The sequence below is a fragment of the Pseudomonas sp. R1-6 genome (assembly GCF_051132115.1).
Lineage (GTDB): Bacteria > Pseudomonadota > Gammaproteobacteria > Pseudomonadales > Pseudomonadaceae > Aquipseudomonas.
This window is the reverse complement of sequence record NZ_CP071662.1, coordinates 4,080,171-4,106,366: the sequence shown is the minus strand read 5'-3', so window position 1 is coordinate 4,106,366 and position 26,196 is coordinate 4,080,171. Positions and strand designations below refer to the sequence as shown.

Sequence of the window (26,196 nt, the reverse complement as noted above, 5' to 3'; positions counted from 1 at the left end):
TTTCTGAATGGCATGTTCCAAAACTGTTCTTTTGCACCCGCTGGTCAATACTAGGCCTGTGGGCCGCGAGCGTTTCGGTTGTAGGACCCATGCCCTTTTTTTGCAGACTGTTGTTCCTGAACTGAATCGCGTGAGGAGAAACGTATGCTGATTCTGACCCGTCGGTGCGCAGAGAGCCTGATTATTGGCGATGGCGAAATCACCGTGACCGTGCTCGGCGTCAAAGGAAACCAAGTGCGTATCGGCGTCAATGCGCCGAAGGAGGTCGCTGTGCACCGGGAGGAAATCTACCTGCGTATCAAGAAAGAGAAGGACGACGAACCAAGCCATTAATTTTTATCGATTTTTATGTTTGCAAACGGGGATGAAGGTGGTTAATATACGCCCCGTGTTGCGGAGAGCTGGCCGAGTGGCCGAAGGCGCTCCCCTGCTAAGGGAGTACACCTCAAAAGGGTGTCGGGGGTTCGAATCCCCCGTTCTCCGCCATTATTCGTTTAGTGCGCTGTTATCTTGCTTGATCGGTAAGTGATTGAAATTACTGAAAAAAGCGCTTTACAAAAAGATTCGGCGACCTATAATGCGCGGCAACAAATGCACTCGTAGCTCAGCTGGATAGAGTACTCGGCTACGAACCGAGCGGTCACAGGTTCGAATCCTGTCGAGTGCACCATTTAAGAGTTGCTTGCAGCAATGCAAATAACTTGGCTTCAACCAGTTGTGATCTGGTATAAAACCACAACTTGCACTCGTAGCTCAGCTGGATAGAGTACTCGGCTACGAACCGAGCGGTCACAGGTTCGAATCCTGTCGAGTGCACCATACACCAAGAAGCCCGCGTTTAACGCGGGCTTTTTGCTGTCTACGATTTGCCTTTCACGCATCCCTTCTCGTCGAACACGACCTCTGCGCTCCGACCTTTCTGTGTCTTGTAGGTGTACCGAGTGCTCGAATTTCGAACCTTGATCGTATCCGGTTTGCCAAGCGCGCTGACGACGTCTTGTTCGCTCATGCCGACAACGATTCGTCGCTTCAGGATGGCTTCGCGGCGCTGGTTGGTGTTGATCTGGTTTCCACAGCTGTCCTCGAGTTGGCCAACAATGGTCGGTTCCTTGCGTCTGGTTTTGTTGCTGGATGTTTGCCGACCTTCGGCTTCGGGCAGCATCGGCTCGATAGGGGGCGGGCTGTATGTATGAACCTGCTGCATTGTCAGGGTTTCTCCCGGCTCGCAACTGAGGGTTGTGAACGTGATTTTCCCAGCACTGTTTTCGCAGCGGTGCACAACGTGATCGGCAGCCCAGAGAGGCAGGCAGGGCAGGGTGGCGAGCAGAAACAGATAGCGGCTTACGGGCATGCTGCCGTCCTCCTTGACGGTAAATAAAAAAGGATAGCTGTGACATTTCTCCCTAGGGCTGTGTTTTCTTTTCAGGATAAGTCGTCGTAGAAACAGACGTTCAGCCTGTGTTCAGGTTTGTCTCGCAAGCACTTGTTCTTGCCATGATTTTTTAACGTGTTACGGCGCCAAGCGGTGTATGATTGCGCCCGTCAGCCCCGCCGGGGCTTTGGAATATCTTCATGGACTTACCCAGTAGTTACTCAATATCTCTTTTTGCCAATCATGAATTAACTGATTGATCCTTCCGGCGTGCTCCACTGCTGGGAGTGGAGTTCGCCTATGACTGAAATAGAAGTAAAAAAAACGCAGGAAAGCCTTCAGGATCGCCTCGCTCAAGTCGTTGAGCTGTTGCATCGCCAGCGCGTCGTGGAAGACCTCACGCATCGCCAGGAAGGTCCGCATTCCGATCGGGTCGAGAACCTGGTACATCGGCAGAATCTCGTCGAGTTGCAACGTAAGCTCGATGATCTGCACTCGGCCGACGTTGCCTACATCCTTGAAGCCTTGCCGCTGGAAGAGCGTCTGACCGTCTGGCAATTGGTCCAGGCCGATCGCGACGGCGACATCCTGCTCGAAGTGTCCGACTCGGTTCGTGAAACCCTGATCGCAGACATGGATGACCATGAGCTTCTCGCAGCGGCCAAGGAGATGGACGCCGACGAGCTCGCCGACCTTGCTCCCGAATTGCCACGCGACGTTGTCCATGAGCTGATGGAAGCTCTTGATGGTCAACAGCGCGAGCGTGTGCGTTCGGCATTGTCCTATGACGAGGAGCAGGTCGGTGCGCTGATGGACTTCGAGATGGTGACGATCCGCGAGGATGTCAGCCTTGAAGTGGTTTTGCGTTATCTGCGGCGACTCAAGGAATTGCCGGGCCATACCGACAAACTCTTCGTGGTCGATTATGACGGCGTGCTCAAAGGCGTTCTGCCTATCAAGCGTCTTTTGGTCAACGATCCGGAGAAGCAAGTGGCCGAGGTGATGGCCAGCGACCCTGTGAGCTTCCATCCTGACGAAAACGCCTACGATGCGGCCCAGGCATTCGAACGTTACGACCTGATTTCTGCGCCGGTGGTGGACAAGAACGGCAAGCTGATCGGCCGTCTCACCATCGACGAAATGGTGGACTTGATCCGTGAGGAAAGCGAAAGCGAAGTCCTCAGCATGGCGGGTCTGCGGGAAGAAGAGGACATTTTCGCCTCGGTCTGGAAGTCCCTGCGTAACCGTTGGGCCTGGCTGGCGATCAATCTGATCACGGCTTTTGTCGCGTCCCGCGTCATCGGCCTGTTCGAAGGCTCCATCGAAAAGCTGGTCGCACTGGCGGCGTTGATGCCCATCGTTGCCGGTATCGGTGGTAACTCCGGCAACCAGACCATCACCATGATTGTCCGCGCCATGGCATTGGATCAGGTCAGTACCGGCAATACATCGCGTTTGATGCGCAAGGAACTGGCCGTTGCGTTGATCAATGGCGTCATCTGGGGAGGGGTGATCGGGGTCGTGGCGTACTTGCTGTATGGCAGCTGGTCGCTGGGCGTGGTCATGACTGCGGCGATGACGCTCAATCTGCTGTTGGCCGCGCTGATGGGCGTCTTGATCCCCATGACCCTGGCGCGCCTGGGGCGCGACCCAGCAATGGGTGCGAGCGTGATGATCACCGCCATGACGGACAGCGGCGGGTTTTTCATCTTCCTGGGCTTGGCGACGATTTTCCTGCTCTGAGTGGCTTATCAAGAAGCCCGCCTGACTGGCGGGTTTTTTTCTGGGTGATGGTTTTCCCGCCCCCCCCCCAGGTCGCCAAACGCCGGGCGAAAAAAAGCCAGCGTTAAGCTGGCTTTATTACCCTGGACACGATCAGGACGCGTCAGCGGCCATTTCGGCATCATGAGCAATCAGCGAAACGAGGGCGTTCTGCTGGCGATGGGAGAGTTGTCGGAAGCGTTGAAGCAACTCGCGCTCATGCAGCGACAGCTCCGGGCTGTCCAGGCGCATGCTCAATTCTTCACCCAACGCACCTTCCTGAATCAGGCTTTGCTCAAGGCGCGCGATGATTTCAGAGTTCATGCTGCGGTGATGATTACGAGCCACCTCGGCAATGCGTTCCCGCATTCCGTCTGGCAGACGCACGACGAACTTGTCAGCCGTACGGCTGGAATAAATTGCCTGTTTCAATGGGCGCATATTTATTTAACCGGTTAGTTCAGGGGAGCGGTTCTGGGGATTGGCCGCAGGATGTCGATAGGACAAGGCCCGTTGCCAAATGTTCAACCTGAATGTTAAGAGGCCGCATCATGCCTCAAAATTGCCAGATCATTGGCGCCAATTCTGTGACAAATTCTGATCCGGGTAAAGGCGTTATGCCAGTACTCTTCTCAAAAAATGCGGACTGGTTTGAAAAACACACAGGTTCCGCATTTTGTGACCACTGCATCGTGTCGTTGTGCCATACCGTTGGGCGGATAACCGATACGCAACTAAACGTCTGCCTTTCTAGTTACGTATAGGATAGTGGCAAAAGGCCGATTTACTAGGCCCGGAGGCTGTGGATAGATGAATGGCGCCATATTTGGGCGGCCTTCCCTTGGCGTGGCGTAAGGGTCGTACTATTTGCCTACACTTAATAGGCAGCGACGACATGACAAACGCGAGAGTGGCCGTTAACATGCTCGCCGTCCAACGCACCGCGTTTCTCGTGGTCGACCCGTGTCTCAGTAGCTCAATTGGATAGAGCATCCCCCTCCTAAGGGGAAGGTTGGCAGTTCGAACCTGCCCTGGGACACCATTATTATCCCGCAGCCCTGCAAGTCCCCACGATCTTCTAACGGAACCCCGTTTGCGGCCGATAACCCGATGAGTCTCCTTTCCTGACGTCCCGGCGTCCTGGAACGGCTCGCGGTATGCGTCGCGGCTGTCTATCATCTGCGCGCTTTGCCGGCCGGGAGGCGGTGTTTCGTTTGTTTTGCCATTGAGTTCATTTTCTTATTTGCCTGGACATCCTCGATGCTGGCGTACCACCAAAAAAGTTTTCTGATCGTCGATGATTTCTCGGATTTCCGCAGCTCCGTCCGGTCGATGTTGCGGGAGTTGGGCGTCAAGGACGTGGACACCGCCGATACCGGTGAAGTGGCGCTGCGCATGTGTTCGCAGAAGCGTTATGACTTCATCTTGCAGGATTATCACCTGGGCGACGGGCGCAAGAACGGCCAGCAGGTGCTGGAAGACCTGATGGTCGAGAAGTTGATCAGCCATGAGAGCGTGTTTCTCATGGTGACCGCCGAGACCAGCCAGGCCATGGTGCTCAGCGCCCTGGAACATGAGCCGGATGCGTACCTGACCAAACCATTCAATCGCTCCGGCCTGGCCCAGCGGTTGGAGCGCCTGGAGCAGCGCAAAACGTTGCTCAAACCGATCCTGCAGGCGCTCGATCGTGGCAAGCCGATGGAAGTGCTCAATGCTTGCATCGCCCTGTGCAAGCAGGACCCGCGCTACGGCCCACTGTGCCTGCGTTATCGGGCCGATGCGCTGCGCGACCTGAATCAGAACGAGGCCCTTGAGCGGTTGTACAACTCCATCATCGCGGATCGCCCGTTGCCGTGGGCGTACGCGGGGTTGGGAAAGTTGTTGTTCAAGCGCGGGCAGATAGGCGAAGCCAAGGCTGTCTATGAAAAGGCCCTGAAAGTCTTTCCGATGATGCCGGCCCTGTACGACGGCATGGCCGACGTGTTGGTGGCTGAAGGCGACACGAAGCAGGCCCAGAACGTATTGGAGGAAGCGGTGCGGTTGTCGCCGTTGGCGGTGCGTCGGCAGTCACTGCTGGGCAAGCTGGCGATGACCAACGAGGATTACGAGACCGCGTCGAAAGCCTATCGCCAGGCGGTCGGGCAGGGGGCGCAATCGCGATTCAAGGATCCGGAGAGCAACCTTGGCCTGGCCCATGCCTTGATCAGCAAGGGCAGCGAGAAGGGCCTGGACACCCGGACGAGGCTGGAAATCAACACCACGCTTAGCGCGGTGGCGAAAGATAACCCCAGCGATCCGGGCCTGCAGGTCCGGGCGCGGCTGATGAAAGCAACGAGCCTGTTGCTCAATGATGCCGAAACCGCCGAAAAGCTCACCGAGCAAGCCTTGCAGCGTCTCGACGGCATGGAACAGTTCATGAGTGCCGAAGCCGCGCTGCTGGTGGCCAAGCAGCTACAGATGCTCGGCCAGACCAGCGCCGGCGAATCGATGCTCAAGAACTGCGCGGAGATCTATGGCGATGATCCGACCGTGATGCAGGGCATTGCCAAGCTCACCGACGACCCGAATATCCTTAACCAGGGCAACGCCGCCGCCGAGCTGAATCGCGAAGGCGTGCGTGTCTACAAGACCGGCGCGTTGCCCGAGGCGCGGGAATTGTTCCGGCGTGCACTGAAGCTGCAGCCGAAGAACATCAGTATTGCCCTGAACATGGCGCAATCCCTGCTGCACGGCACCGATACCAGTGTTGAATCGCAGCTGCTGCAGGAATGCCGTGCCTGCCTGAAACTGGTGGGCATGATGCCCGACACCGATGCGCGTTTTGCGCGTTATCAGAAACTGCGAAGCAAGGCATTTGGCGATGAATGACAGCGAACAAGCTCTCGATTTCTCCACGGTGATCGCGTCTACCGTGCATGACATGAAAAACTCCCTGACCCTGCTCATGCAGGCTCATACGCAATGGCTCGAGCGCCTGCCGGAACCTGCGCGGCAGACCTCGGAGCAGGGCGTGATGGAGTTCGAGTTTGCCCATCTCAATGGGCTGCTGGTGCAGTTGCTCGGGTTATACAAGCTGGGCGTGAATCAATTGCCGCTGCATCCGGCCTACCACGAACTGGATGACTTCATCGAAGCGCAGTTGGCCGGCCATCAGGACGTGTTCCGCAGTCGCGGGATCATGGCCACCTATGAGGTCGATCCGCTGAGCCCGCTGGGTTTCTTCGACCGTGAGCTGATCGCGTCGGTGCTCGACAACATGATCAACAATGCCATTCGCCACGCGCGCCAGGCGTTGTTGATCAGCGTGAGCGACGAGGCTGGGCAATTGGTGCTGACCATCAATGACGACGGCGAAGGCTACCCGGCCGAAATGATTGAGCGCCAGGCCGAGTATGTGCAGGGCATCAACCACAGCAGCGGCAGCACCGGCCTTGGCCTGTATTTCGCCGCCAGGATCGCCGGGTTGCATCAGCGTGGCGGCTTGAGCGGGCATACCGAGATTGCCAATGGCGGTGTGCTGGGCGGTGGGGTGTTCAGGCTTTACCTGCCCTGAGCTGTCCATATCCCCGTCAGATGTTTATTGTCTCGGGATGCTTGATATTCCGAACAGCCGGAGCCTATTTTGTACGGGTTGCCGTTCGCGGCTCGCACATAACAAGGATTGCGTCATGACGACCGATGGCCAGTGTTCACTCGCACAGCGATTGACGGGCATTGATGAGATTGAATGTGTCACGCCGGATTTGAATGGCGTACCCAGGGGCAAGGTAATGAGCGCCGAGGGCTTCCTTGAAGGCCGGCGGTTGCAGATGGCGCGCGGTGTGCTGCTGCAATGCATCATGGGCGGATATCCGCCAGCGCGCTTTTACGGCAGTGACGACGGCGACCTGGCGTTGGTGGCCGATCCACAGCAGATCCACCGGCTGCCGTGGAGCCATCCGCCGCGCGCCTTGGCGATCTGCGACGCCGATGAGCTCAGCGGCGAAAGCTCACCTCTGTCGACGCGTGGTCAGCTCAAGGCCGTGATCGCTCGATATGCGGCGCTCGGGCTAGCGCCGGTAGTGGCGACGGAGCTGGAGTTTTTTGTGTTCGCGCCCAACCCGGATCCTTCCCAGCCATTCCTGCCGCCGATGGGCCTGGATGGTCGTCGCGAAGATGGCCAATCGGCGTTCAGCATCAATTCCAACAACGGCCTGCGACCGTTCTTCACCGAAGTCTATGAATGCATGGCGGCGCTAGGCCTGCCGCGCGACACGTTCATGCATGAAATGGGCGTCAGCCAGTTTGAAATCAATCTGCTCCACGGCGATGCTCTGCTGTTGGCCGACCAGACGTTCCTGTTCAAGCATTTGCTCAAGGAGGTGGCCCTCAAGCATGGCCTGACGGTGGTCTGCATGGCCAAGCCGCTGGCGCGAACGCCGGGCAGTTCGATGCACATTCACCAGAGCGTCGTCGAGCTGGGCAGCGGTCGCAATGTATTCAGCGACGATGCGGGCGAGCCGACCGCGACGTTCCGGCACTTCATTGGCGGGCAGCAGGCCGGCATGGCGGATTTCACCGCGCTGTTCGCGCCAAACGTGAATTCCTACCACCGCCTCTGCCATCCATTCGCGTCGCCAAACAATGCCTGTTGGTCCCATGACAATCGTTCGGCCGGGCTGCGCATTCCTGCGAGTGCGCCGGTAGCCCGGCGGGTCGAGAACCGCTTGCCGGGAGCCGATGCCAACCCTTACCTGGCGATTGCCGCCAGTCTGGCGGCGGGGCTCCATGGCATCGAGAGTCGCCTGGAACCGGGTCCCGCGATCCAGGGCGAGTTCGAGGTGCCGGAGAATCTGTCTTTGCCATGTACCTTGCATGCAGCGCTTGAACGTCTCAAGCGTAGCCACTTGGCGAAGGAACTGTTCGGTAGCGAGTTCATCGAAGGTTACGTTGCCTCGAAAACCCTGGAACTGACCAGTTTCTTTGACGAAATCACGCCCTGGGAGCGGCGCGTTTTGGCGGCCCAGGCATAACGAACCGTCGCATTCGGGCTATCTTCCAAAGATAGCCCTTACTTACCTCAAGGAGCCGCTCGGAACGCCGATGCGCCAAATCTGGAAACCTTTTCGAGCGCTTTATTTCGCCTCGCTGATGATGCTCATCGGCTCAGGCCTTCTGAGTACTTACCTGGCCCTGCGCCTGGCCGCCGACAACGTGGACAGCCTGTGGGTCGGTGCGCTGATGGCGGCGAACTATTTCGGCCTGGTGCTGGGCGGCAAGATCGGCCACCGGCTGATTGGCCGCGTCGGGCATATTCGCGCCTATTCGGCTTGCGCCGGGATCGTCGGTGCGGCGGTATTGGGCCATGGCCTGGTGAACTGGCTGCCGGCCTGGATCGTGCTGCGGATGATTGTCGGCCTGGGCATGATGTGCCAGTACATGGTTATCGAAAGCTGGCTCAACGAGCAGGCCGATGCCAAGCAACGCGGGGTAGTGTTCAGCGGCTATATGATTGCTTCCTACCTGGGGCTGGTGCTGGGCCAACTGATCCTGGTCATGCATCCGGCCCTGGGCCTTGAATTGCTGATGTTGGTGGCGTTGTGTTTCGCCCTGTGCCTGGTGCCGGTGGCATTGACCCGGCGGATTCACCCGGCGCCGTTGCATCCGGCGCCGATGGAGCCGCGCTTCTTTATCAAGCGCGTACCGCAATCGTTGACCACGGTGTTGGGCTCCGGGCTGATCGTCGGCTCCTTCTACGGCCTGGCACCGCTGTACGCCTCCCAGCAGGGCCTGAGTACCGAGCAGGTCGGCTTGTTCATGGGCTGCTGCATCTTTGCCGGCCTGCTGGTGCAATGGCCGCTGGGTTGGCTGTCGGATCGTTACGATCGGGCCCTGTTGATCCGCTGCTTCGCACTGGCCCTGGTGGTGTGTGCCTTGCCGCTGGCCATCCTGTCGAAGGCGCCGCTGGAAGTATTGTTCATCGCTGGTTTCTGCTGTTCGTTGGTGCAGTTTTGCCTGTACCCGCTGGCGGTCGCGTTTTCCAATGACCACGTCGAGGGTGATCGCCGGGTGTCGCTCACCGCGATGCTGCTAGTGACCTACGGCGTGGGCGCCAGCATCGGCCCGTTGGTGGCCGGGGTGCTGATGAAGCTGTACGGCAGCCAGATGCTCTATGGCTTTTTTGCCCTGTTTGCGTTGCTGCTGGTATGGCGGATCCGGCCGAAAGCGGTCACCAACCTGCACCAGGTCGACGACGCGCCGCTGCATCACGTGGCCATGCCGGACAACATGACCAGTTCACCCTTGGTGGCGTGCCTCGATCCGCGGGTCGACGAGCAAGTGGTGCAGGAGCAGATGCAGGCCTCGCCCAATCCGGACGTCGAGCCCGAGCCTCAACCTGAATTGGAGCCGGTCACCGAAGGCGCCGACGACGAACTGCCACCGTCCGATTTCACCCAGGCCAGGCCCTGAGACCGGCATAAAAAAACGGGCAATCCTTGCAAAGGGATTGCCCGTTTTTTTATAGCGCGCCGGAAATCAGAAGTCGTCTTTATCGAACCGACGGGCTTCACGCTGCAATTGATACACGAAGCGTTCCACCTGGCGTTGTACCAGGCCGCTGATGTTATGGAAGCGCACGCCTGCGAACGTGGTGTTGATCCGCTCTTCGAAATGCAGGTAGCGTAGTTCCACCGGCGCGGTCATGCTGCCAAACGGTAGGGCGGCGATGAAGCGCTCGTAAACCTGGCCCAGCTGCAGCCGCTCAGTGATATCGCCATCGAAGCGCAGCTTGCAGCCGGTTGCGGAAATATCCAGCAGCTTGCCATTCACCGGTGATTTGAGCTTGTCGCCACCCAACTCCACGTTCACCAGTTGCGCCAGTTTCAATGCGGCCCGGAAGGCGTTGCGGCGCTGGTGATACACCACTTCTTCAGGCAAGGCGCCGCGATAGCAGCGGCCATCGCTCGATTCCTGAATGGTCAATGGGCCGTTGCCCTCCCACGCGATGCGCACGCCGTCATGGAAACCCTCGACGCGAAACGGCTCGCCGGCCAGTAGGAAACGTTCACCGTCCCGAGGAATCATTTCGTCCAGGGCGATGGTGTTGGTTTCGCGATCGACATCCACCAGGTAACTCTGGAACCGCTGGCTGCGCTCGTGGAAGGTGATGATCAGCGGGTCGTGACTGTCTTGCAGCATCCGCAGATTGCCGGAGATTTCCAGAGGGGTGGCGAGGACCTTGGGCGGCTGCGGAGCATCATCCGCGTTTGAGGCATTGAACACGGTGGGTCAATCTCCAGGCAAAATACGACTACAAAGAGCCAGCATTTTGCCAGCATGTATCGCGCGTTGATAGTGCTCCGGCATCGTTCGCTTCATGCCTGGCTGAGCGGGCGGTGCTTGACCATTTTCGCGGTCGAGCCGCGAGCGTCATAGAGCGTCGGGATTTCGCCGCCATTGAGAATACGCAACTGATTGGCGGTGGCGGCCTGTTGCATCTGGATAGACTGGCCGTTTCGAGCATTGGCGGCCTGACACTGGTTGAGCAGGTCGTTGAGCACGGCGCTTTGCGACAACAGCTGATCGCCGATCGACGATTGGCTGGCCAATTGCTCAAGGCCACTGTTATCGGCGGGCAGGTTGAGGCTGGCGAGGATTTCGCTGCGCTTGCGGCCATGCTGGTCGAGCAAAATGATCAATGCCTGCTTTTGCGCCAGAATATTTTCCAGCAGGGGCATGTCCCGCCCGTGCAATGCCAGGGCTTCGGTCTGCAACAGCTCCAACAATTGTTGCGCTGGAGCGAAGTCGTCGATGATCAGTTGCAATAAATGAGTGTCGTGCATGGCTGGCCTTGGGTCTTAAGCGTCCAAAAGCCTGGCGCAGGCGGGGGCCTAGCGCTGGGCTTCGAAGTTGAGCAGCTTGCTGGCTACACGGTTGCTGTCGACTTGATAGCTGCCATCGGCGATTGCTGCTTTCAACGCGGCCACGCGGGCGTTGTCGACGACAGGTTGATCGCGCAGCTTGTCAGTGACCTTCTGCAACTGTTGAGCCTCATTGCTGAGGTGTACCGATTCCCCGTTGCTGACAGTGGCGGCCTGGTCGGCTGGCTTGGATTTGTCGGTTTCGACGGTTTCCTTGCTGGCGCTGGTGCGCGCAGTGCCTGTCAGGGGCGAGGAGCTGTTTAAACGATTGAAATCGATGACCATGGTAAAAAACCTCTGGGTATTTGGACGCTTGCCATGTTTTCGGCCATCCCCAAAAAAACTTTAGGCTCATTTTTCAAATGAACGAGCGCACGTCCGCGCTTGCCTTCGTACAAGGCACAGTCTAGGGAACACCGAGGTCAAGCGCCAGCCTGTCTACCCTCCTTACAGCCTCTTACATAGCCACTTCCACCTGGCCAGGCGCTATCACCTGTGCCTTGATGACCCGTTGGGAATTGAGGTTTTTCACCCGAATCTGTTCGCGCATGCCACCGTTGGCCAGGGCCTCGCCGGGCATCCGCACGGCCAGGGTGCCGCTGCGAGCGGTGATGACCACTTGGTCGCCCTTGCGAACCACCTCGGCCTGTTCCAGATGCACCTGGGTCACCACCTGGTCGGCGACCATTGGTCGGACAAGTTTCTGCCCAACGGCCTCATCGACGGAGGTCAGGAAACCCTGGCTGATCTGGCTGACGTCGCGCTCACGCAGGACCACGTCCTGCGGCTCGACGATCCCGGCCCGCTTGAGTGGGCGAGTGGTGGTGACAATTTCCCGGTACAGGCGCACTTGAGCGGGCACGAACACCGTCCAGGGCGCGGCGCTATCGCAACGAACCTTCACCGTGACGCGGCCCAGGGGCCTGGCCGGGCTCTCCAGCGAGGCAGTCAATTCCTTGTCGCACATCGGCATCCGCAGGCGCGGGTCGAGCTGGTTGACTTCAATCTCGTAGCGACCTTCGGTTTGACTGGTTGCCAGATAGTCTTCTACGGTGAACTCAAGAAAGCCCTGAGTGACGCCGATAAGGAGATCAGGCAAGGTTACCGCAGCGGCACCAAGGGCAGGACCGCCCGAAGCGAGCAGGCAGGCAGCCAGCAGTGCACCGAGCCAGTGGCGGCAGTGAGTGGTCAGGCGTCGAGAAAATGTCGTTTGTGCGTTCATGCCGGTTCAATAGCAAGCCCCGTGCCGTTTAGTGATGAATGCGCGTCGGACACATTAGCGTTAGGTAGGAGTCAGGGCATGGCGGGAGTGATGGATTCGGTAAACCAGCGCACACAGCTGGTGGGTCAGAATCGCCTGGAGCTGTTGTTGTTCCGTCTCGACGGCCGACAATTGTATGGGATCAACGTGTTCAAGGTTCGCGAGGTGCTGCAATGCCCCAAGCTGACCCTGATGCCGAAATCCAGTCCCGTCGTGTGCGGTGTGGCGAATATCCGGGGAGCGACCATCCCGATTCTCGACCTGGCGATGGCGACCGGTTCCGGCCGACTGCTGGACCAGAGCAATCCGTTTGTGATCATCACCGAGTACAACACCAAGACCCAAGGGTTCCTGGTGCGATCGGTGGAGCGCATCGTCAACATGAACTGGGAAGAGATCCATCCACCACCCAAAGGGACCGGCCGCGACCACTACCTCACGGCGGTGACCCGGGTCGATAACCAGTTGGTGGAAATCATCGACGTGGAGAAAATCCTCGCCGAAGTGGCGCCGACCCCGGAAACGATTTCCGTTGGCGTGATAGATGCCGAGACCCAGCACAAGGCGGTTTCCCTGCGGGTGCTGACCGTCGACGATTCCTCGGTGGCCCGCAAGCAGGTCACGCGTTGCCTGCAAACGGTCGGCGTCGAAGTGATTGCGCTGAACGATGGGCGGCAAGCGCTGGATTACCTGCGCAACCTGGTCGACGAAGGCAAGAAGCCGGAAGAGGAGTTCCTGATGATGATCTCCGACATCGAGATGCCGGAGATGGACGGCTACACGCTGACATCGGAAATCCGCAGCGACCCGCGTATGCAAAAGCTGCACATCATCTTGCATACTTCGTTGTCTGGGGTGTTCAACCAGGCAATGGTCAAGAAGGTCGGCGCCGATGACTTCCTGGCCAAGTTCCGGCCCGATGACCTCGCTTCCCGAGTCGTCGAGCGAATCAAGTCAGCAGGCTAAAGGTCGGGCGCGTTGTGCGCCCGGCAAGTCAATACAGTGAAAAGAGGCGGTATTTTGTCTACGGGTAATTTGGATTTCGAACAGTTCCGGGTCTTCCTGGAAAAAGCCTGTGGCATCTTGCTTGGTGAAAACAAGCAGTACCTGGTGTCGAGCCGTCTCAATAAGTTGATGGAACAACAGGGCATCAAGTCATTGGGCGAGTTGGTTCAGCGTATCCAGACCCAGCCGCGCAGTGGCTTGCGCGAGATGGTCGTGGACGCCATGACCACCAACGAAACCCTGTGGTTTCGTGACACCTATCCCTTTGAGGTATTGAAGAACAAGGTATTGCCGGCGGCCATCAAGGCCAGCCCGGGCCAGCGCCTGCGGATCTGGTCGGCGGCCTGTTCGTCGGGGCAGGAACCTTATTCCTTGTCGATGTCCATTGATGAGTTCGAGCGCACCAACATTGGCCAGTTGAAAGGCGGCGTGCAGATCGTCGCCACCGACCTGTCCGGGACCATGCTCAACAACTGCAAGACCGGCGAGTACGACAGCCTGGCCATCGGCCGCGGCCTGTCGCCCGATCGCCTGCAACGTTATTTCGACGCCAAGGGGCCGGGCAAATGGGTGGTCAAGGCGCCCATCAAGAGCCGCGTGGAGTTTCGCTCGTTCAACTTGCTGGACAGTTACGCCAGCCTGGGCAAGTTCGACATCGTGTTCTGCCGCAACGTGTTGATCTACTTCTCCGCTGAGGTGAAGAAGGACATCCTGATGCGCATCCACAGCACCCTGAAACCGGGTGGTTATCTGTTCCTGGGTGCATCCGAGGCATTGAACGGCTTGCCGGACCATTACCAGATGGTCCAGTGCAGCCCGGGGATCATTTACCAGGCGAAGTGATTGGTTTGGGTTAAAAAAAAGGGAGCCCCACGGGGCTCCCTTTTTTTATCGGTCGCTGCTGCCCCTGTGGGAGCGAGCCTGCTCGCGAAAGCAATATTCCAGGCGATGTCGATGCGGACTGACACACCGCTTTCGCGAGCAGGCTCGCTCCCACAATGGAATGCATTCATCTTGCGAAAGCGGCAGAAAAGCGGCATCCGGCGGAAACCGATTGCCGCTTTTCTGGCATTGCCGCTTTGCCGTTGCCCGCAAAGCCCCGGTTTACGGGCTTTCGGAAAGTGGCACGGCGCTTGCTAAAGCCTTCGTACGTACATTCTGGTCACCCAAAGGTTTCCGACATGAGCATCAGCTTCGATAAAGCGCTCGGTATCCACGAACAGGCCCTGAGCTTCCGCGCCCAGCGTGCCGAAGTCCTGGCCAACAACATCGCCAACGCCGACACGCCGAACTACAAGGCCCGTGACCTGGACTTTTCCAAGGTACTCGCCGAGCAGAACGAGAAGACCAAGAACGGCCACTTCGCCTTGAACATGACCAACAGCCGTCATATCGAAGCCGAAGGCGTAGGCAGCGGCGACGAGTCGTTGATGTATCGCACGCCTATGCAGCCCTCGGTCGACCAGAACACCGTGGACGCTCAACTGGAACAGTCCAACTACGCGGAAAACTCCGTGAACTTCCAGGCCAGCTTCACCCTGCTCAACAGTAAATTCAAAGGGCTGGTATCGGCCCTGCGTGGAGAGTAAGTCATGTCGATCGCGAGCGTTTTCAACATCGCCGGCAGTGCCATGAGTGCCCAGACCACTCGCCTGAACACCGTCGCCAGTAACATCGCCAACGCCGAGACCGTTTCGTCGAGCATCGACCAGACCTACCGCGCCCGTCACCCGGTGTTCGCCACCATGTTCCAGGGCGGCCAATCCGGCGGCAGCGATTCGCTGTTCCAGGACCAGGACGCGGCGGGGCAGGGCGTACAGGTGCTCGGCGTCGTTGAAGACCAGAGCAACCTCGAAGCACGTTACGAGCCAAACCATCCGGCCGCGGACGCCAAGGGTTATGTCTATTACCCGAACGTCAACGTCGTCGAAGAAATGGCCGACATGATTTCCGCCAGTCGTTCGTTCCAGACCAACGTCGAAATGATGAACACCGCCAAAACCATGATGCAGAAGGTCCTGACCCTCGGTCAGTGATAAGGGGCGATTCATATGAGCGTCACCAATACAACAGGCGGTTTGAGCCTCAACGAGATTCTGGCCAACTCCTCGGTCAAGACCAATACCAAGGCCGATGGCCTGGGTGCGGCGACCAATGCGGCGAGTGGCAACCAGGAATTGGGCAAAGATGCGTTCCTGCAACTGCTCGTGACCCAGCTGAAAAACCAGAACCCGCTGGAACCCCAGGACAACGGTGAGTTCGTGGCCCAACTGGCGCAATTCAGCAGCCTGGAAGGCATCACCACGCTCAACGAAACCGTGAGCGGCATTGCCGGCAACTACAACTCGTCACAAGCGTTGCAGGCTTCGTCCCTGGTCGGCCGCTCGGTGATCGCTCCGGGTGACAAGGCCGTGGTCGACACCTCCAAGAGCCTCAACGGCACCGTGGTGGTTCCGGCGGCGGTGTCCTCCCTCACCGTCAAGATCATGGACAAGGATGGCAAGACCGTCCGCACCATCGACCTGGGCAGCCAGAAGTCGGGCAACTCAGCCTTCATCTGGGACGGCAAGAACGACGCGGGCACGACGGTAGAGTCGGGCACGTACACCTTCGCGGCCTCGACCACCATCGATGGCAAGGCCACGTCGCTGATCACCAACCTGCCGGCCACGGTCAGCAGCGTGACGATCAGCCAGACGGGCGGTGAGCTGATGCTCAACCTGGCCGGGCTGGGCAGCATCGCCCTGTCCAAAGTACAAACTATTGGTATGTAGAGCCGACTAACCGGCAAAAGGAGTCAACATGTCTTTCAACATCGGCCTTAGCGGTCTCTATGCAGCCAACAAACAGCTGGACGTGACCGGCAACAACATCGCCAACGTGGCGACCACCGGTTTCAAATCGTCCCGCGCGGAATTCGAAGACGTCTACTCGGCCACCAAGCTGGGTTCGGGCAGCAAGACCGTCGGCAACGGCGTGCGCCTGGCCAACGTTTCCCAGCAGTTCGGCCAGGGTGACGTGAACAACACCGGCAACGTGCTGGACATGGGGATCCAGGGCCAGGGCTTCTTTGTCCTGAGCAACGACGGCTCCCTGAGCTACACCCGTGCCGGTACTTTCAAGACCGACAAGGAAGGCTACGTCACCAACAGCGATGGCACGGCTCGTTTGCAGGGCTATGGCGTGGATGCCAACGGCAAGATCCTCAACGGTATCCTGACCGACCTGCGCATCGACACCTCGAACCTGCCGCCGCAAGCCACCAGCCTGGTTTCGTCGACCATCAACCTGAACTCGACGGCGACGCCGATCACTGCCGCGTTCAACCCGGCTGACACGGCGACCTTTACCAAGCAGTTCACCACCCCGATCTACGACACCCAGGGTAACCAGCACTCGATGGACCAATACATGGTCAAGACAGGCTCCAATACCTGGAACGTCTATACCTTGATCGATGGTCGTAACCTCGATGGCAGCTTGCCGACCACGACCGGTGCGACCGCGCCTGTTCCTTCGACCATGAACTTCGATTCGAGCGGCAAGTTGACCACGGTCACCACTCCGCCAGCGACCGTTAACAGCGATCTGGTGTTGACCGGCTGGGTTCCGGGCACCGTGACCAACGGAACCTGGACCGCCAACGGCGCCGCCAGCGCACCGACCATCACGATTTCGATGGGCAACACCACTCAGTTCAACGCCGACACCGCTCGTTCGATTCCTGCCCAGAACGGCTACGCCACCGGCCAGATCACCAACCTGACCATCGATGGCAGCGGTGTGATGCTCGCCAACTTCAGCAACAACCAGACCAAGCCGATCGGCCAGATCGCCCTTGCCAGCTTCACCAACGAGCAAGGCCTGCAGCCAGTAGGCGGCACCAGCTGGAAGGAAACGTTCGCCTCGGGTATCCCGGGCTACGATGCTCCACAGACCGGCACCCTGGGGTCGATCGTCTCCAACTCCCTGGAGGAGTCCAACGTCAACCTGACCAACGAACTGGTCGAGCTGATCAAGGCGCAGAGCAACTACCAGGCGAACGCCAAGACCATCTCTACCCAGAGCACCATCATGCAGACCATCATTCAGATGGCTTGATGCCGAAGGTCGCTTCAAAGCTGCACAAGGAGCCCCTCTAAAGAGGGGCTTTTTCATGAGCTTCAGTTTTGTATTGTTTGGGCCTGCCTCTTCGCGAGCAGGCTCGCGAAGAGGCAGGCCCAGGCGCCTACTTTTCGCCAGGCAAAAGAAAACCCCGATAAACCAGCGGTCTATCGGGGGCTTCTTTCAGCGGGCGCCTTTACGCGCCCACCCGCTCAGCTTATTGGCAAGCTTCGCAATCCGGCTCGTCGATCGCGCAGGCTTTTGGCACTGGCGCAGGTCCTGCTGGAGCAGCCAGGACTGAGTCATCACCGTGGTTGCCGCCAGCGGAAACCGCGTTCAGCTTGCCGGTGTTGATGGTCGACTTCTCGGTGCTGGTGGCGGCCAAGGCACGGAGGTAGTAAGTCGTTTTCAGGCCACGGTACCAAGCCATGCGGTAGGTCACGTCCAGCTTCTTGCCCGAGGCGCCGGCGATGTACAGGTTCAGCGACTGAGCCTGGTCGATCCACTTCTGGCGACGGCTGGCGGCGTCTACGATCCACTTGGTGTCCACTTCGAACGCGGTCGCATAGAGCGCTTTGAGCTCTTGCGGGATGCGCTCGATCTGCTGCACCGAACCGTCGTAGTACTTCAAGTCGTTGATCATGACCGAGTCCCACAGGCCGCGGGCCTTGAGGTCGCGAACCAGGTACGGGTTGATCACGGTGAATTCGCCCGACAGGTTCGATTTCACGTACAGGTTCTGGTAGGTCGGTTCGATCGACTGCGACACGCCAGTGATGTTGGCGATGGTGGCGGTCGGTGCGATGGCCATGATGTTGGAGTTACGGATGCCTTTCTGCACACGGGCGCGAACCGGTGCCCAGTCCAGGGTTTCGTTCAGATCCACGTCGATGTACTTCTCGCCGCGCTGGGCGATCAGGATCTGTTGCGAGTCCAGCGGCAGGATGCCCTGGGACCACAGCGAACCCTGGAACGTCTCGTACGAACCGCGCTCGTCGGCCAGGTCGCAGGAAGCCTGGATCGCGTAGTAGCTGACCGCTTCCATGGACTTGTCGGCGAACTCGACCGCAGCGTCCGAACCGTACGGGATGTGCTGCAGGTACAGCGCGTCCTGGAAGCCCATGATGCCCAGGCCGACCGGACGGTGCTTGAAGTTGGAGTTCTTCGCTTGCGGCACCGAGTAGTAGTTGATGTCGATCACGTTGTCGAGCATGCGCACGGCGGTGTTCACGGTGCGTTGCAGCTTGGCGGTGTCCAGCTTGCCGTCGACGATGTGGTTCGGCAGGTTGATCGAGCCCAGGTTGCAGACCGCAATCTCGTCCTTGTTGGTGTTCAAGGTGATCTCGGTGCACAGGTTCGAGCTGTGGACCACGCCCACGTGCTGCTGCGGGCTGCGCAGGTTGCACGGGTCCTTGAAGGTCAGCCATGGGTGGCCGGTCTCGAACAGCATCGACAGCATCTTGCGCCACAGGTCTTTGGCCTGGACGACTTTGAACAGCTTGATCTTGTTGTACTCGGTCAGGGCTTCGTAGTACTCGTAGCGCTCTTCGAAGGCCTTGCCGGTCAGGTCATGCAGGTCCGGCACTTCGGACGGCGAGAACAGGGTCCACTTGCCGTCATCGAAGACGCGCTTCATGAACAGGTCAGGGATCCAGTTGGCGGTGTTCATGTCGTGGGTACGACGACGATCATCACCGGTGTTCTTGCGCAGCTCGATGAACTCTTCGATGTCCATGTGCCAGGTTTCCAGGTAGGCACAGACCGCGCCCTTGCGCTTGCCGCCCTGGTTGACCGCAACGGCGGTGTCGTTGACCACTTTGAGAAACGGCACGACGCCCTGGGATTTGCCGTTGGTGCCCTTGATGTACGAGCCCAATGCGCGGACGGGGGTCCAGTCGTTGCCCAGGCCACCGGCGAATTTGGACAGCATGGCGTTGTCGTGGATTGCGCCGTAGATGCCCGACAGGTCGTCCGGCACGGTGGTCAGGTAGCAACTCGACAGCTGTGGACGCAGGGTGCCGGCGTTGAACAGGGTCGGGGTCGAGGCCATGTAGTCGAAGGACGACAACAGGTTGTAGAACTCGATCGCACGGTCTTCACGCTGCTTCTCTTCGATCGCCAGGCCCATGGCCACACGCATGAAGAAGACCTGCGGCAGTTCGAAGCGCACGCCATCCTTGTGGATGAAGTAACGGTCGTAAAGGGTTTGCAGGCCCAGGTAGGTGAATTGCTGGTCACGCTCGTGGTTGATCGCCTTGCCGAGTTTTTCCAGGTCGAATTCGGCCAGGACAGGGTTCAGCAACTCGTACTCGATACCCTTGGCGACATAGGCCGGCAGGGCCTTGGCGTACAGGTCGGCCATTTCGTGGTGGGTCGCGCTCTCGGCGACTTCCAGGAAGCTCAGGCCTTCGGCGCGCAGGGTGTCCATCAGCAGCCGCGCGGTCACGAACGAGTAGTTCGGCTCGCGTTCCACCAGGGTCCGCGCGGTCATCACCAGGGCGGTGTTGACGTCCTTGAGGGCGACGCCGTCATAGAGGTTCTTCAGGGTTTCGCGCTGGATCAGGTCGCCATCGACTTCTTCCAGACCTTCGCAGGCCTCGGTGACGATGGTGTTCAGGCGGCCCATGTCCAGCGGCGCGAGGCTGCCGTCGGCGCGTGCGATGCGGATCGAAGGGTGAGCCTGGACCGGCGCGTCGGCCGGCGCGCGGGTGGCGCGCTCCTTGGCGCGGGAGTCACGGTAGATCACGTAGTCGCGAGCCACTTTCTGCTCGCCGGCACGCATCAGTGCCAGTTCGACCTGGTCCTGGATTTCTTCGATGTGGATGGTGCCGCCCGAAGGCATGCGACGCTTGAAGGTCGCGGTGACCTGTTCGGTCAGGCGGGCGACGGTGTCGTGGATTCGCGACGAGGCGGCAGCGGTGCCGCCCTCAACTGCGAGGAACGCTTTGGTGATGGCGACGGTGATCTTGTCATCGGTGTAGGGAACGACAGTGCCGTTACGCTTGATCACGCGCAGTTGGCCCGGCGCGGTGGCGGACAGATCCGGGCTCGAATCGGCGGCCAGCGGCGCGGTGCCCTGCGGGTTCTCGCGAGTTGTGTCGGTGTGCATGGGTGTCTCCACGTTCTCTATGTTTATTTGGGCACCATCACGGTGCCCACCGTTCCGTCCTGAAGCACTACAACCGACTGGCGCCGGGTATAACAACTTCGGGACAGTAGGGCGCGGGCCTGCGGCGTCGCGTCCATCCGAAGTTCTTGGATCGCGAGCCTGGGCTCGGAACCTGGTTTATCAAGGTGGCAGCAAAGGACTGCAACACCCGTACCGTTCCGGTCGTTTTCGACCTTGGAAACGGTTGCCATCCGCAGGGGCGGTCTGGACTTGTGAAACAGCGGTGTTGCAGAAGGACAGAGGCGAGAAAAGCGCTTGAATTCTCTATCCGACTTGTGTTTGGTTTTTGGCCGAAAACCCTACATGTAGGGTTTTTTACGCGGCGGGCTACAAGATAATGCGTTTTCGGACATGAATCAACGTGCTGCCTGTGGATAAGCCTGTGCGTAATTTGTGTGCGAAACGAGGAACTCCTCTGTAGGCCGCGACCTAGCTGGAGCGAGCCTTTTTTCAACGATTCTGACGACTCGAAAACCGGCCGGAGTTTTTTGCGGGCGCGGACGTTACCACACAAATCCAGCCCGACCGAACGCATTTGTCCGCTTGTTTTCTGCGCAAGCCGCGTTTATACAATCGGCCGGTGCATGGGCGTGTTTATCCTCCTTTAACATGACAAACGATGGAGGGGCGGTGGGCATTGTGGGAGCGAGCTTGCTCGCGATAGCGTCGGACCGGTAACGGTGATGCTGGCTGACCCACCGCCATCGCGAGCAAGCTCGCTCCCACAGAGTTCCATGTGCCCCACAACAATAAGAGGCCCCCAGTGGAACAAGAAGCCTGGCAGATATTGATTGTCGAGGATGACCAGCGTCTGGCCGAGCTGACCCGCGAATACCTCGAAAGCAATGGCCTTCGCGTCGCCATCGAGGGCAACGGCGCGGTCGCGGCGCAGCGGATCATCGACGAGCAGCCGGACCTGGTGATCCTCGACCTGATGCTGCCCGGCGAAGACGGCCTGAGCATCTGCCGCAAAGTGCGCGAGCACTACGACGGCCCGATCCTCATGCTGACGGCGCGTACCGACGACACCGACCAGATCCAGGGCCTGGACCTTGGGGCTGATGACTATGTCTGCAAGCCGGTGCGGCCACGCCTGTTGCTGGCGCGCATCCAGGCCCTGTTGCGGCGCAGCGAGCCGGAGCCGTCCGTGCCGCAGAAACCGCGCCGCCTGGAGTTCGGGCCGCTGGTGGTCGACGACGCCTTGCGCGAAGCCTGGTTGCAGGACAAGGGGATCGAGCTGACCAGCGCCGAATTCGACCTGCTGTGGCTGCTGGTGTCCAATGCCGGGCGCATCCTGTCTCGCGAGGAAATCTTCACTGCCCTGCGCGGGATCGGCTACGACGGCCAGGACCGCTCCATCGACGTGCGTATCTCGCGCATCCGCCCCAAGATCGGTGACGACCCCGACCATCCACGGTTGATCAAGACCATTCGCAGCAAAGGCTACCTGTTCGTTCCCGAAGCTTGCGTAGACGCCGCTCCGTGAACTCGATCTTCCTGCGCATCTATGGCGGCATGTGCGCGGCCCTGGTATTGGTCGCGGTACTGGGCGTACTGGCGCTGCATCAGCTCAACCAGACGCGTGCCGAGCAGTACCGCGAGCGCCTGGCCCATGGCACGTTTTCCTTGATGGCCGATAATCTGCGGCCGATGAACGGCACGGAGCGCCGTCGTGCCCTGGCGGTGTGGGCGCGCCTGCTGGGCATCCCGCTGGAACTGCAGGCGCTCAGCCAGGCCGACCTCGACCTGGGCCAGCGCACCCGCGTGCTGCGCGGGCAGGTCCTGGTGGAACAGACCGGCCCCCACGCGGCGAAGGTCTATCGGCTGGTCAGCGACGGCGAGCAGTTGACATTGGTAGGGGAGGTTCGCCAGATCAGTGAGCAATTGGCCCGGGCGACAATCTATTTACTGGCCGACGAACTGGTGCGTTACCCGGTGGCCGAGCAGCCAGAGCGGCTCGCACAACTCAAACAGGAAAAGGGCTTCGGTTTCGACCTGCGCCTGATGACCGTCGACCAGGCGGACATGGACGAAGACCAGCGTCGTCGGGTGTCCGAGGGCGATACGGTGATGGCCCTGGGCAAGGGCGGCGACTCGATCCGGGTATTCGCCGGGATGGTTGGCACGCCGTGGGTCCTGGAAATCGGCCCCTTGTACCAGATGAATCCGTACCCGCCCGAATGGCTGGTGCTGATCGCGGCGCTGGGCTTGAGCCTGATCGGTTTGATCGTCTACCTGCTGGTACGCCAGTTGGAGCGACGGCTGCGCGGCCTGGAATCGGCCGCCACCCAGATTGCCCAGGGCAGCCTGGAGACCCGCGTGCCGGCCAGGGGCGCTGACTCGGTGGGGCGTCTGGCCGCTGCGTTCAATGCAATGGCCGAGCACTTGCAGCAGTTGTTGGCGATCCAGCGGGAGCTGGTGCGCGCGGTGTCCCACGAATTGCGCACGCCTGTGGCGCGCCTGCGCTTCGGCCTGGAAATGCTCGGCAGCGCCAGCACGCCCGAGGCCCGGGACAAATACCTGGCGGGCATGGACCACGACATCGAAGACCTGGATCGGTTGGTGGATGAAATGCTGACGTATGCGCGCCTGGAGCAGGGGTCGCCGGCGTTGAACTTCCAGCGGGTGGATCTGGATGCGCTGGTCAATCAGGTCATAGAAGAACTGGGACCTTTACGCGCCGGGATCACGGTGGAGCGTGGCCTGTGCCTGTCGGCCGCCGATTGCGACGACGCCTGGGTCGAGGCTGAGCCGCGTTTCCTGCATCGCGCCCTGCAGAATCTGGTGGGCAACGCCATGCGCCATGCCCGATCACGGGTGACAGTGAGTTACCAGGTGGGCCAGTTGCGCTGCCGGGTCGACGTCGAGGATGACGGGCCGGGGGTGCCGGAGGCCGCGTGGGAACGGGTATTCAAGCCGTTCCTGCGCCTGGACGACAGCCGGGCCCGCGCCTCGGGTGGCCATGGATTGGGGCTGTCGATCGTGCGCCGGATCATTCATTGGCATGACGGCCGGGCCTTGATCAACAAGAGCAAAAGCCTGGGCGGGGCGTGTTTCAGCTTGAGTTGGCCGAGGCATCAGGATCGGTCCTGAAAGGTGCGGCGCCTATGCCGCCCCTTCGCGAGCAGGCACTGGAGGTCTCAGGCCTCGATCCCCACCAGGCTCAACAACTGCCCATCCTTCACCCCGAACTGCCCTTGCAACTCACTGCCATGGCGCCACTCGGGCGAAAGATCGGTCAGTAGTCGCAGCCGCACCTGCCCATCATGGGACCATTCCAGCACCTCGGCATGTTCGAAATAGAAACGTTGCCCAACGATCGGGTACAGCGCCTTGAACAGGCTTTCCTTGACCGAGAAGGTCAGCGTAACCAGCAGCGCACGATCATCGCGCGAGACGGTCGCCATGCGCAGCAGTTCCGCAGGCGTGAGGATCTCGCCCGCCAGGCGCTCGGCGCGTTCGGGGTCGAGCAGGTTTTCCAGGTCCATGCCCAGCCCTTGCCAACGCTGCTTCTGCGCGACAATGGCGGCCGCCCGGCCGGTACTGTGGGTGATCGAACCGCTGACATGGGCGGGCCACACCGGCGCGCGGTCTTCGCCGATGGCGGGAATACAGGCGATTCCATCAAGCCGATGCAAGGCCGCCCGGGCGCAGACTCGCCCGGCGAGGAACTCCGCCTGGCGCTTGGCCACCGAGCGCTGGATGCTCGCTGGCGGTTCGATGGCGCTGTTGGGGAAATCGGCGGCGACGAGCAGCAGCGGATCGAAACGCGTACTGAGCAGCACCGTATCGGCCAGGGCATCGGGCAGCAGCCACTGTTCATCCAGAGGCGAGCAGCAGGCGGGCAGGGCGGGGAGTGGGTTCATGCCCGGCATTTTGCCGGGTTGGCTTGAGGCTGGGTAGTGGGAGAGGCTGAGAGCCGGATGCTTTTGTGGCGAGGGAGCTTGCTCCCGCTGGGCTGCGAAGCGGCCCCAAGATTGTAGGCGACCGCTACGCAGTCGAGCGGGAGCAAGCTCCCTCGCCACAAGAACGGTATGTGTCAGAAAATCTTCTTGAAGAACTTCTGCATGTCCGCCCATGACTTCTCATCGGCTTCCTTGTTGTAGCCGATGTCCGGCCCGCCATGTTCGCCGTGGCTCAGACGGTCGGCGTCGGGGTTGCTGAAGCCGTGCTTGGCGCCGTCGAGGCTGACGAACTTATAGTCGGCGCCGGCCTTGTCCATCTCGCTCTTGAACGCGGTCACGTTGTCTTCGGTGACCATGCTGTCCAGCGCGCCGTGCTCCACCAGGATCTTGGCTTTGACACTGCCTGGGGTGGCCGGGGTTTTGGTGACGAGGGCGCCATGGAAACTCACCACGCCAGCCAATGGGACGCCCTGGCGAGCGGCGTCCAGCACCACCTTGCCACCGAAGCAATAGCCGATGGCGGCAAGTTTGTCCGGATCGGTCTGCGGTTGTTTCTTCAGGAGGTCGAGCCCGGCCTGGAACCGCGCGCTGGCCGCCTTGCCGTCCTTGAGCGCGGCCTGCATGAAGGCCAGGGCGTCCTTGGGGTGCTCGGTATTCTTGCCGTCACCGTACATGTCGATCGCCAGGGCGCTGTAGCCCAGGCCGGCAAGGTCGCGGGCGCGGCGCTTGGCGTAATCATTCAGTCCCCACCATTCATGCACCACCACCACGCCCGGGCGCGGGCCCTTGACCGCGTCGTCGTAGGCGTAATAGCCGATCAGCTTCGTGCCGTCGGCACTGGTGTAGGGAATCTCCTGGGTCTGGATGGCGGCGTGGCTGGCGCTGCTCAAGGCCAGAAGTACAACGGCAAGCAATCTGCGCATGATCGATCTCCTTAAAAAAGTGGGTGCACACAGACTAGCCGATTCATTCAGCCCAGGTTCAGAGAACGTTCAAGGAGGGTTCAGGGAGCAATGGCTATCGTGGCGGCGACTTCACACAACCCTTGCTTCAAAAGGAACTGATCATGACTCATATGAATAAACTGCTGCTTGCATTCACTGTATTGGGTGCCACCGCCATGGCCCATGCCGATGACAATTTCGCCAGCCTGACCCTCGGCCAGACCAGTGACAAGGTCAAGAAATCCAACGCGCTGGACCGGAACCTGGGCAATCCGAACGCCGATGGCGTCATTGGCAAGGACACCACCTACGGCCTGCGCCTGGGCCGGCAGAACGATCAAGGCCGCTACTACGCCACCTATGACAACGTGTCGGGCAGCCACAACGGCATCAAGCTGCGCCAGGAAAACCTGCTGGGTAGCTACGATGTGTTTTATCCAGTGACCAGCAGCACCAAATTGTTCGGCGGTGGCACGGCGGGGCTGACCAAGTTGACCCAGGACTCCCCGGGCTTCAGCCGCGACACCGACATCGGCTACGCCGTTGGCTTGCAGGGCGGCGTCCTGCAACAAATTTCGCAAAACACCTCGGTGGAACTGGGGTACCGTTACCTGCGCAGCAATGCCAGCACTGAGATGAGCCCGCACGGGGGCGCGAAGGTCGGCTCCCTGGACCTGACCAGCAGCGCCCAGACTTACCTGTCCGCGAACTACACGTTCTAGGCGGCAGGCAATGGAGACGTGCAGCCGGGTCGGCCCAAGACGACCCGGCGCC

Annotated in this window: 24 protein-coding genes and 4 tRNA genes; 19 read left to right on the top strand and 9 right to left on the bottom strand. The window is 60.0% G+C overall.

Annotation, left to right across the window (positions count from 1 at the left end):
- Positions 1 to 144: 144 nt before the first annotated feature.
- From csrA to J3P81_RS18535, 4 genes are all read left to right on the top strand, one after another.
- Positions 145 to 333 (top strand): carbon storage regulator CsrA, encoded by a 189-nt coding sequence (csrA, locus tag J3P81_RS18550; RefSeq protein WP_003178872.1) that lies wholly within the window; start codon positions 145 to 147, stop codon positions 331 to 333.
- 62 nt (positions 334 to 395) lie between these two features.
- Positions 396 to 486: transfer RNA gene (locus tag J3P81_RS18545), tRNA-Ser, on the top strand.
- 107 nt (positions 487 to 593) lie between these two features.
- Positions 594 to 670 (top strand) — tRNA-Arg (locus J3P81_RS18540).
- A 72-nt stretch (positions 671 to 742) separates the two neighbouring features.
- Positions 743 to 819 (top strand) — tRNA-Arg (locus tag J3P81_RS18535).
- Positions 820 to 859: 40 nt separating this feature from the next.
- On the opposite strand, the gene J3P81_RS18530 is transcribed toward J3P81_RS18535, so the two are convergent.
- Positions 860 to 1,351, bottom strand: coding sequence for a cell envelope protein SmpA (locus tag J3P81_RS18530; RefSeq protein ID WP_434560227.1), 492 nt, complete (start codon positions 1,349 to 1,351; stop codon positions 860 to 862).
- Positions 1,352 to 1,672: 321 nt separating this feature from the next.
- Between J3P81_RS18530 and mgtE the strand changes: the two genes are divergently transcribed.
- Positions 1,673 to 3,115, top strand: a complete 1,443-nt coding sequence (gene mgtE / locus J3P81_RS18525; protein ID WP_420767492.1) for a magnesium transporter — start codon at positions 1,673 to 1,675, stop codon at positions 3,113 to 3,115.
- 132 nt (positions 3,116 to 3,247) lie between these two features.
- Here the strand turns inward: mgtE and J3P81_RS18520 are convergent, their stop codons facing one another.
- Entirely contained in the window at positions 3,248 to 3,574 is a 327-nt protein-coding gene (locus J3P81_RS18520) for an Arc family DNA-binding protein (RefSeq protein WP_003178899.1), read from the bottom strand.
- Positions 3,575 to 4,098: 524 nt separating this feature from the next.
- On the opposite strand from J3P81_RS18520, the gene J3P81_RS18515 reads away from it, so the two are divergent.
- The 5 genes from J3P81_RS18515 to J3P81_RS18495 all read left to right on the top strand — a co-directional run bounded on the left by J3P81_RS18515 (position 4,099) and on the right by J3P81_RS18495 (position 9,583).
- A tRNA-Arg gene (locus J3P81_RS18515) sits at positions 4,099 to 4,175 on the top strand.
- 218 nt (positions 4,176 to 4,393) lie between these two features.
- A complete protein-coding gene (locus J3P81_RS18510; protein WP_420767491.1) occupies positions 4,394 to 6,001 on the top strand; it encodes a response regulator in 1,608 nt (535 codons plus the stop codon).
- Positions 5,994 to 6,686: a sensor histidine kinase gene (locus J3P81_RS18505; RefSeq protein WP_420767490.1), complete on the top strand. Its 693-nt coding sequence runs from the start codon at positions 5,994 to 5,996 to the stop codon at positions 6,684 to 6,686. Before J3P81_RS18510 ends, J3P81_RS18505 begins: the two co-directional genes overlap by 8 nt.
- Positions 6,687 to 6,903: 217 nt before the next feature.
- Complete coding sequence (locus J3P81_RS18500; RefSeq protein ID WP_434564137.1) at positions 6,904 to 8,145, top strand: glutamine synthetase family protein; 1,242 nt, start codon at positions 6,904 to 6,906, stop codon at positions 8,143 to 8,145.
- A 70-nt stretch (positions 8,146 to 8,215) separates the two neighbouring features.
- Entirely contained in the window at positions 8,216 to 9,583 is a 1,368-nt protein-coding gene (locus J3P81_RS18495) for an MFS transporter (RefSeq protein ID WP_420767489.1), read from the top strand.
- Positions 9,584 to 9,649: 66 nt separating this feature from the next.
- On the opposite strand, the gene J3P81_RS18490 is transcribed toward J3P81_RS18495, so the two are convergent.
- From J3P81_RS18490 to flgA, 4 genes are all read right to left on the bottom strand, one after another.
- Positions 9,650 to 10,396 carry a flagellar brake protein gene (locus J3P81_RS18490; protein WP_420767488.1) on the bottom strand — a complete coding sequence of 249 codons (747 nt, stop codon included), beginning with the start codon at positions 10,394 to 10,396 and terminating at the stop codon, positions 9,650 to 9,652.
- A gap of 92 nt (positions 10,397 to 10,488) precedes the next feature.
- Positions 10,489 to 10,956 (bottom strand): flagella synthesis protein FlgN, encoded by a 468-nt coding sequence (locus J3P81_RS18485; RefSeq protein WP_434560225.1) that lies wholly within the window; start codon positions 10,954 to 10,956, stop codon positions 10,489 to 10,491.
- Positions 10,957 to 11,004: 48 nt separating this feature from the next.
- Complete coding sequence (gene flgM / locus J3P81_RS18480; RefSeq protein ID WP_420767486.1) at positions 11,005 to 11,319, bottom strand: flagellar biosynthesis anti-sigma factor FlgM; 315 nt, start codon at positions 11,317 to 11,319, stop codon at positions 11,005 to 11,007.
- A 172-nt stretch (positions 11,320 to 11,491) separates the two neighbouring features.
- The gene (flgA, locus tag J3P81_RS18475; RefSeq protein WP_434560223.1) at positions 11,492 to 12,256 is read right to left on the bottom strand and encodes a flagellar basal body P-ring formation chaperone FlgA; all 765 of its coding nucleotides are present in this window, start codon (positions 12,254 to 12,256) and stop codon (positions 11,492 to 11,494) included.
- Between the two features lie 78 nt (positions 12,257 to 12,334).
- On the opposite strand from flgA, the gene J3P81_RS18470 reads away from it, so the two are divergent.
- From J3P81_RS18470 to flgE, 6 genes are all read left to right on the top strand, one after another.
- Positions 12,335 to 13,261: a chemotaxis protein CheV gene (locus tag J3P81_RS18470; protein WP_420767484.1), complete on the top strand. Its 927-nt coding sequence runs from the start codon at positions 12,335 to 12,337 to the stop codon at positions 13,259 to 13,261.
- Between the two features lie 54 nt (positions 13,262 to 13,315).
- Positions 13,316 to 14,143: a protein-glutamate O-methyltransferase CheR gene (gene cheR, locus J3P81_RS18465; RefSeq protein WP_420767483.1), complete on the top strand. Its 828-nt coding sequence runs from the start codon at positions 13,316 to 13,318 to the stop codon at positions 14,141 to 14,143.
- A gap of 338 nt (positions 14,144 to 14,481) precedes the next feature.
- The gene (gene flgB / locus J3P81_RS18460; RefSeq protein ID WP_420767482.1) at positions 14,482 to 14,889 is read left to right on the top strand and encodes a flagellar basal body rod protein FlgB; all 408 of its coding nucleotides are present in this window, start codon (positions 14,482 to 14,484) and stop codon (positions 14,887 to 14,889) included.
- A gap of 3 nt (positions 14,890 to 14,892) precedes the next feature.
- Entirely contained in the window at positions 14,893 to 15,336 is a 444-nt protein-coding gene (gene flgC / locus J3P81_RS18455; RefSeq protein WP_039591882.1) for a flagellar basal body rod protein FlgC, read from the top strand.
- A 15-nt stretch (positions 15,337 to 15,351) separates the two neighbouring features.
- Positions 15,352 to 16,074, top strand: coding sequence for a flagellar hook assembly protein FlgD (gene flgD, locus J3P81_RS18450; RefSeq protein WP_420767481.1), 723 nt, complete (start codon positions 15,352 to 15,354; stop codon positions 16,072 to 16,074).
- 28 nt (positions 16,075 to 16,102) lie between these two features.
- Positions 16,103 to 17,401 carry a flagellar hook protein FlgE gene (gene flgE, locus J3P81_RS18445; RefSeq protein ID WP_420767480.1) on the top strand — a complete coding sequence of 433 codons (1,299 nt, stop codon included), beginning with the start codon at positions 16,103 to 16,105 and terminating at the stop codon, positions 17,399 to 17,401.
- 220 nt (positions 17,402 to 17,621) lie between these two features.
- Here flgE and J3P81_RS18440 read toward each other — a convergent pair whose 3' ends face one another.
- Positions 17,622 to 20,513, bottom strand: a complete 2,892-nt coding sequence (locus J3P81_RS18440) for a ribonucleoside-diphosphate reductase subunit alpha (RefSeq protein WP_434560221.1) — start codon at positions 20,511 to 20,513, stop codon at positions 17,622 to 17,624.
- 823 nt (positions 20,514 to 21,336) lie between these two features.
- Between J3P81_RS18440 and J3P81_RS18435 the strand changes: the two genes are divergently transcribed.
- Entirely contained in the window at positions 21,337 to 22,059 is a 723-nt protein-coding gene (locus J3P81_RS18435; RefSeq protein WP_420767478.1) for a response regulator, read from the top strand.
- Entirely contained in the window at positions 22,056 to 23,666 is a 1,611-nt protein-coding gene (locus tag J3P81_RS18430) for an ATP-binding protein (RefSeq protein ID WP_420767477.1), read from the top strand. Before J3P81_RS18435 ends, J3P81_RS18430 begins: the two co-directional genes overlap by 4 nt.
- Before the next feature lie 47 nt (positions 23,667 to 23,713).
- Here the strand turns inward: J3P81_RS18430 and J3P81_RS18425 are convergent, their stop codons facing one another.
- Both J3P81_RS18425 and J3P81_RS18420 read right to left on the bottom strand, forming a co-directional pair.
- Complete coding sequence (locus J3P81_RS18425; RefSeq protein WP_420767476.1) at positions 23,714 to 24,439, bottom strand: 4'-phosphopantetheinyl transferase family protein; 726 nt, start codon at positions 24,437 to 24,439, stop codon at positions 23,714 to 23,716.
- Between the two features lie 173 nt (positions 24,440 to 24,612).
- Positions 24,613 to 25,401, bottom strand: a complete 789-nt coding sequence (locus tag J3P81_RS18420; RefSeq protein WP_434560219.1) for a dienelactone hydrolase family protein — start codon at positions 25,399 to 25,401, stop codon at positions 24,613 to 24,615.
- A 143-nt stretch (positions 25,402 to 25,544) separates the two neighbouring features.
- Between J3P81_RS18420 and J3P81_RS18415 the strand changes: the two genes are divergently transcribed.
- Complete coding sequence (locus J3P81_RS18415; protein WP_434560217.1) at positions 25,545 to 26,144, top strand: hypothetical protein; 600 nt, start codon at positions 25,545 to 25,547, stop codon at positions 26,142 to 26,144.
- Positions 26,145 to 26,196 lie beyond the last annotated feature (52 nt).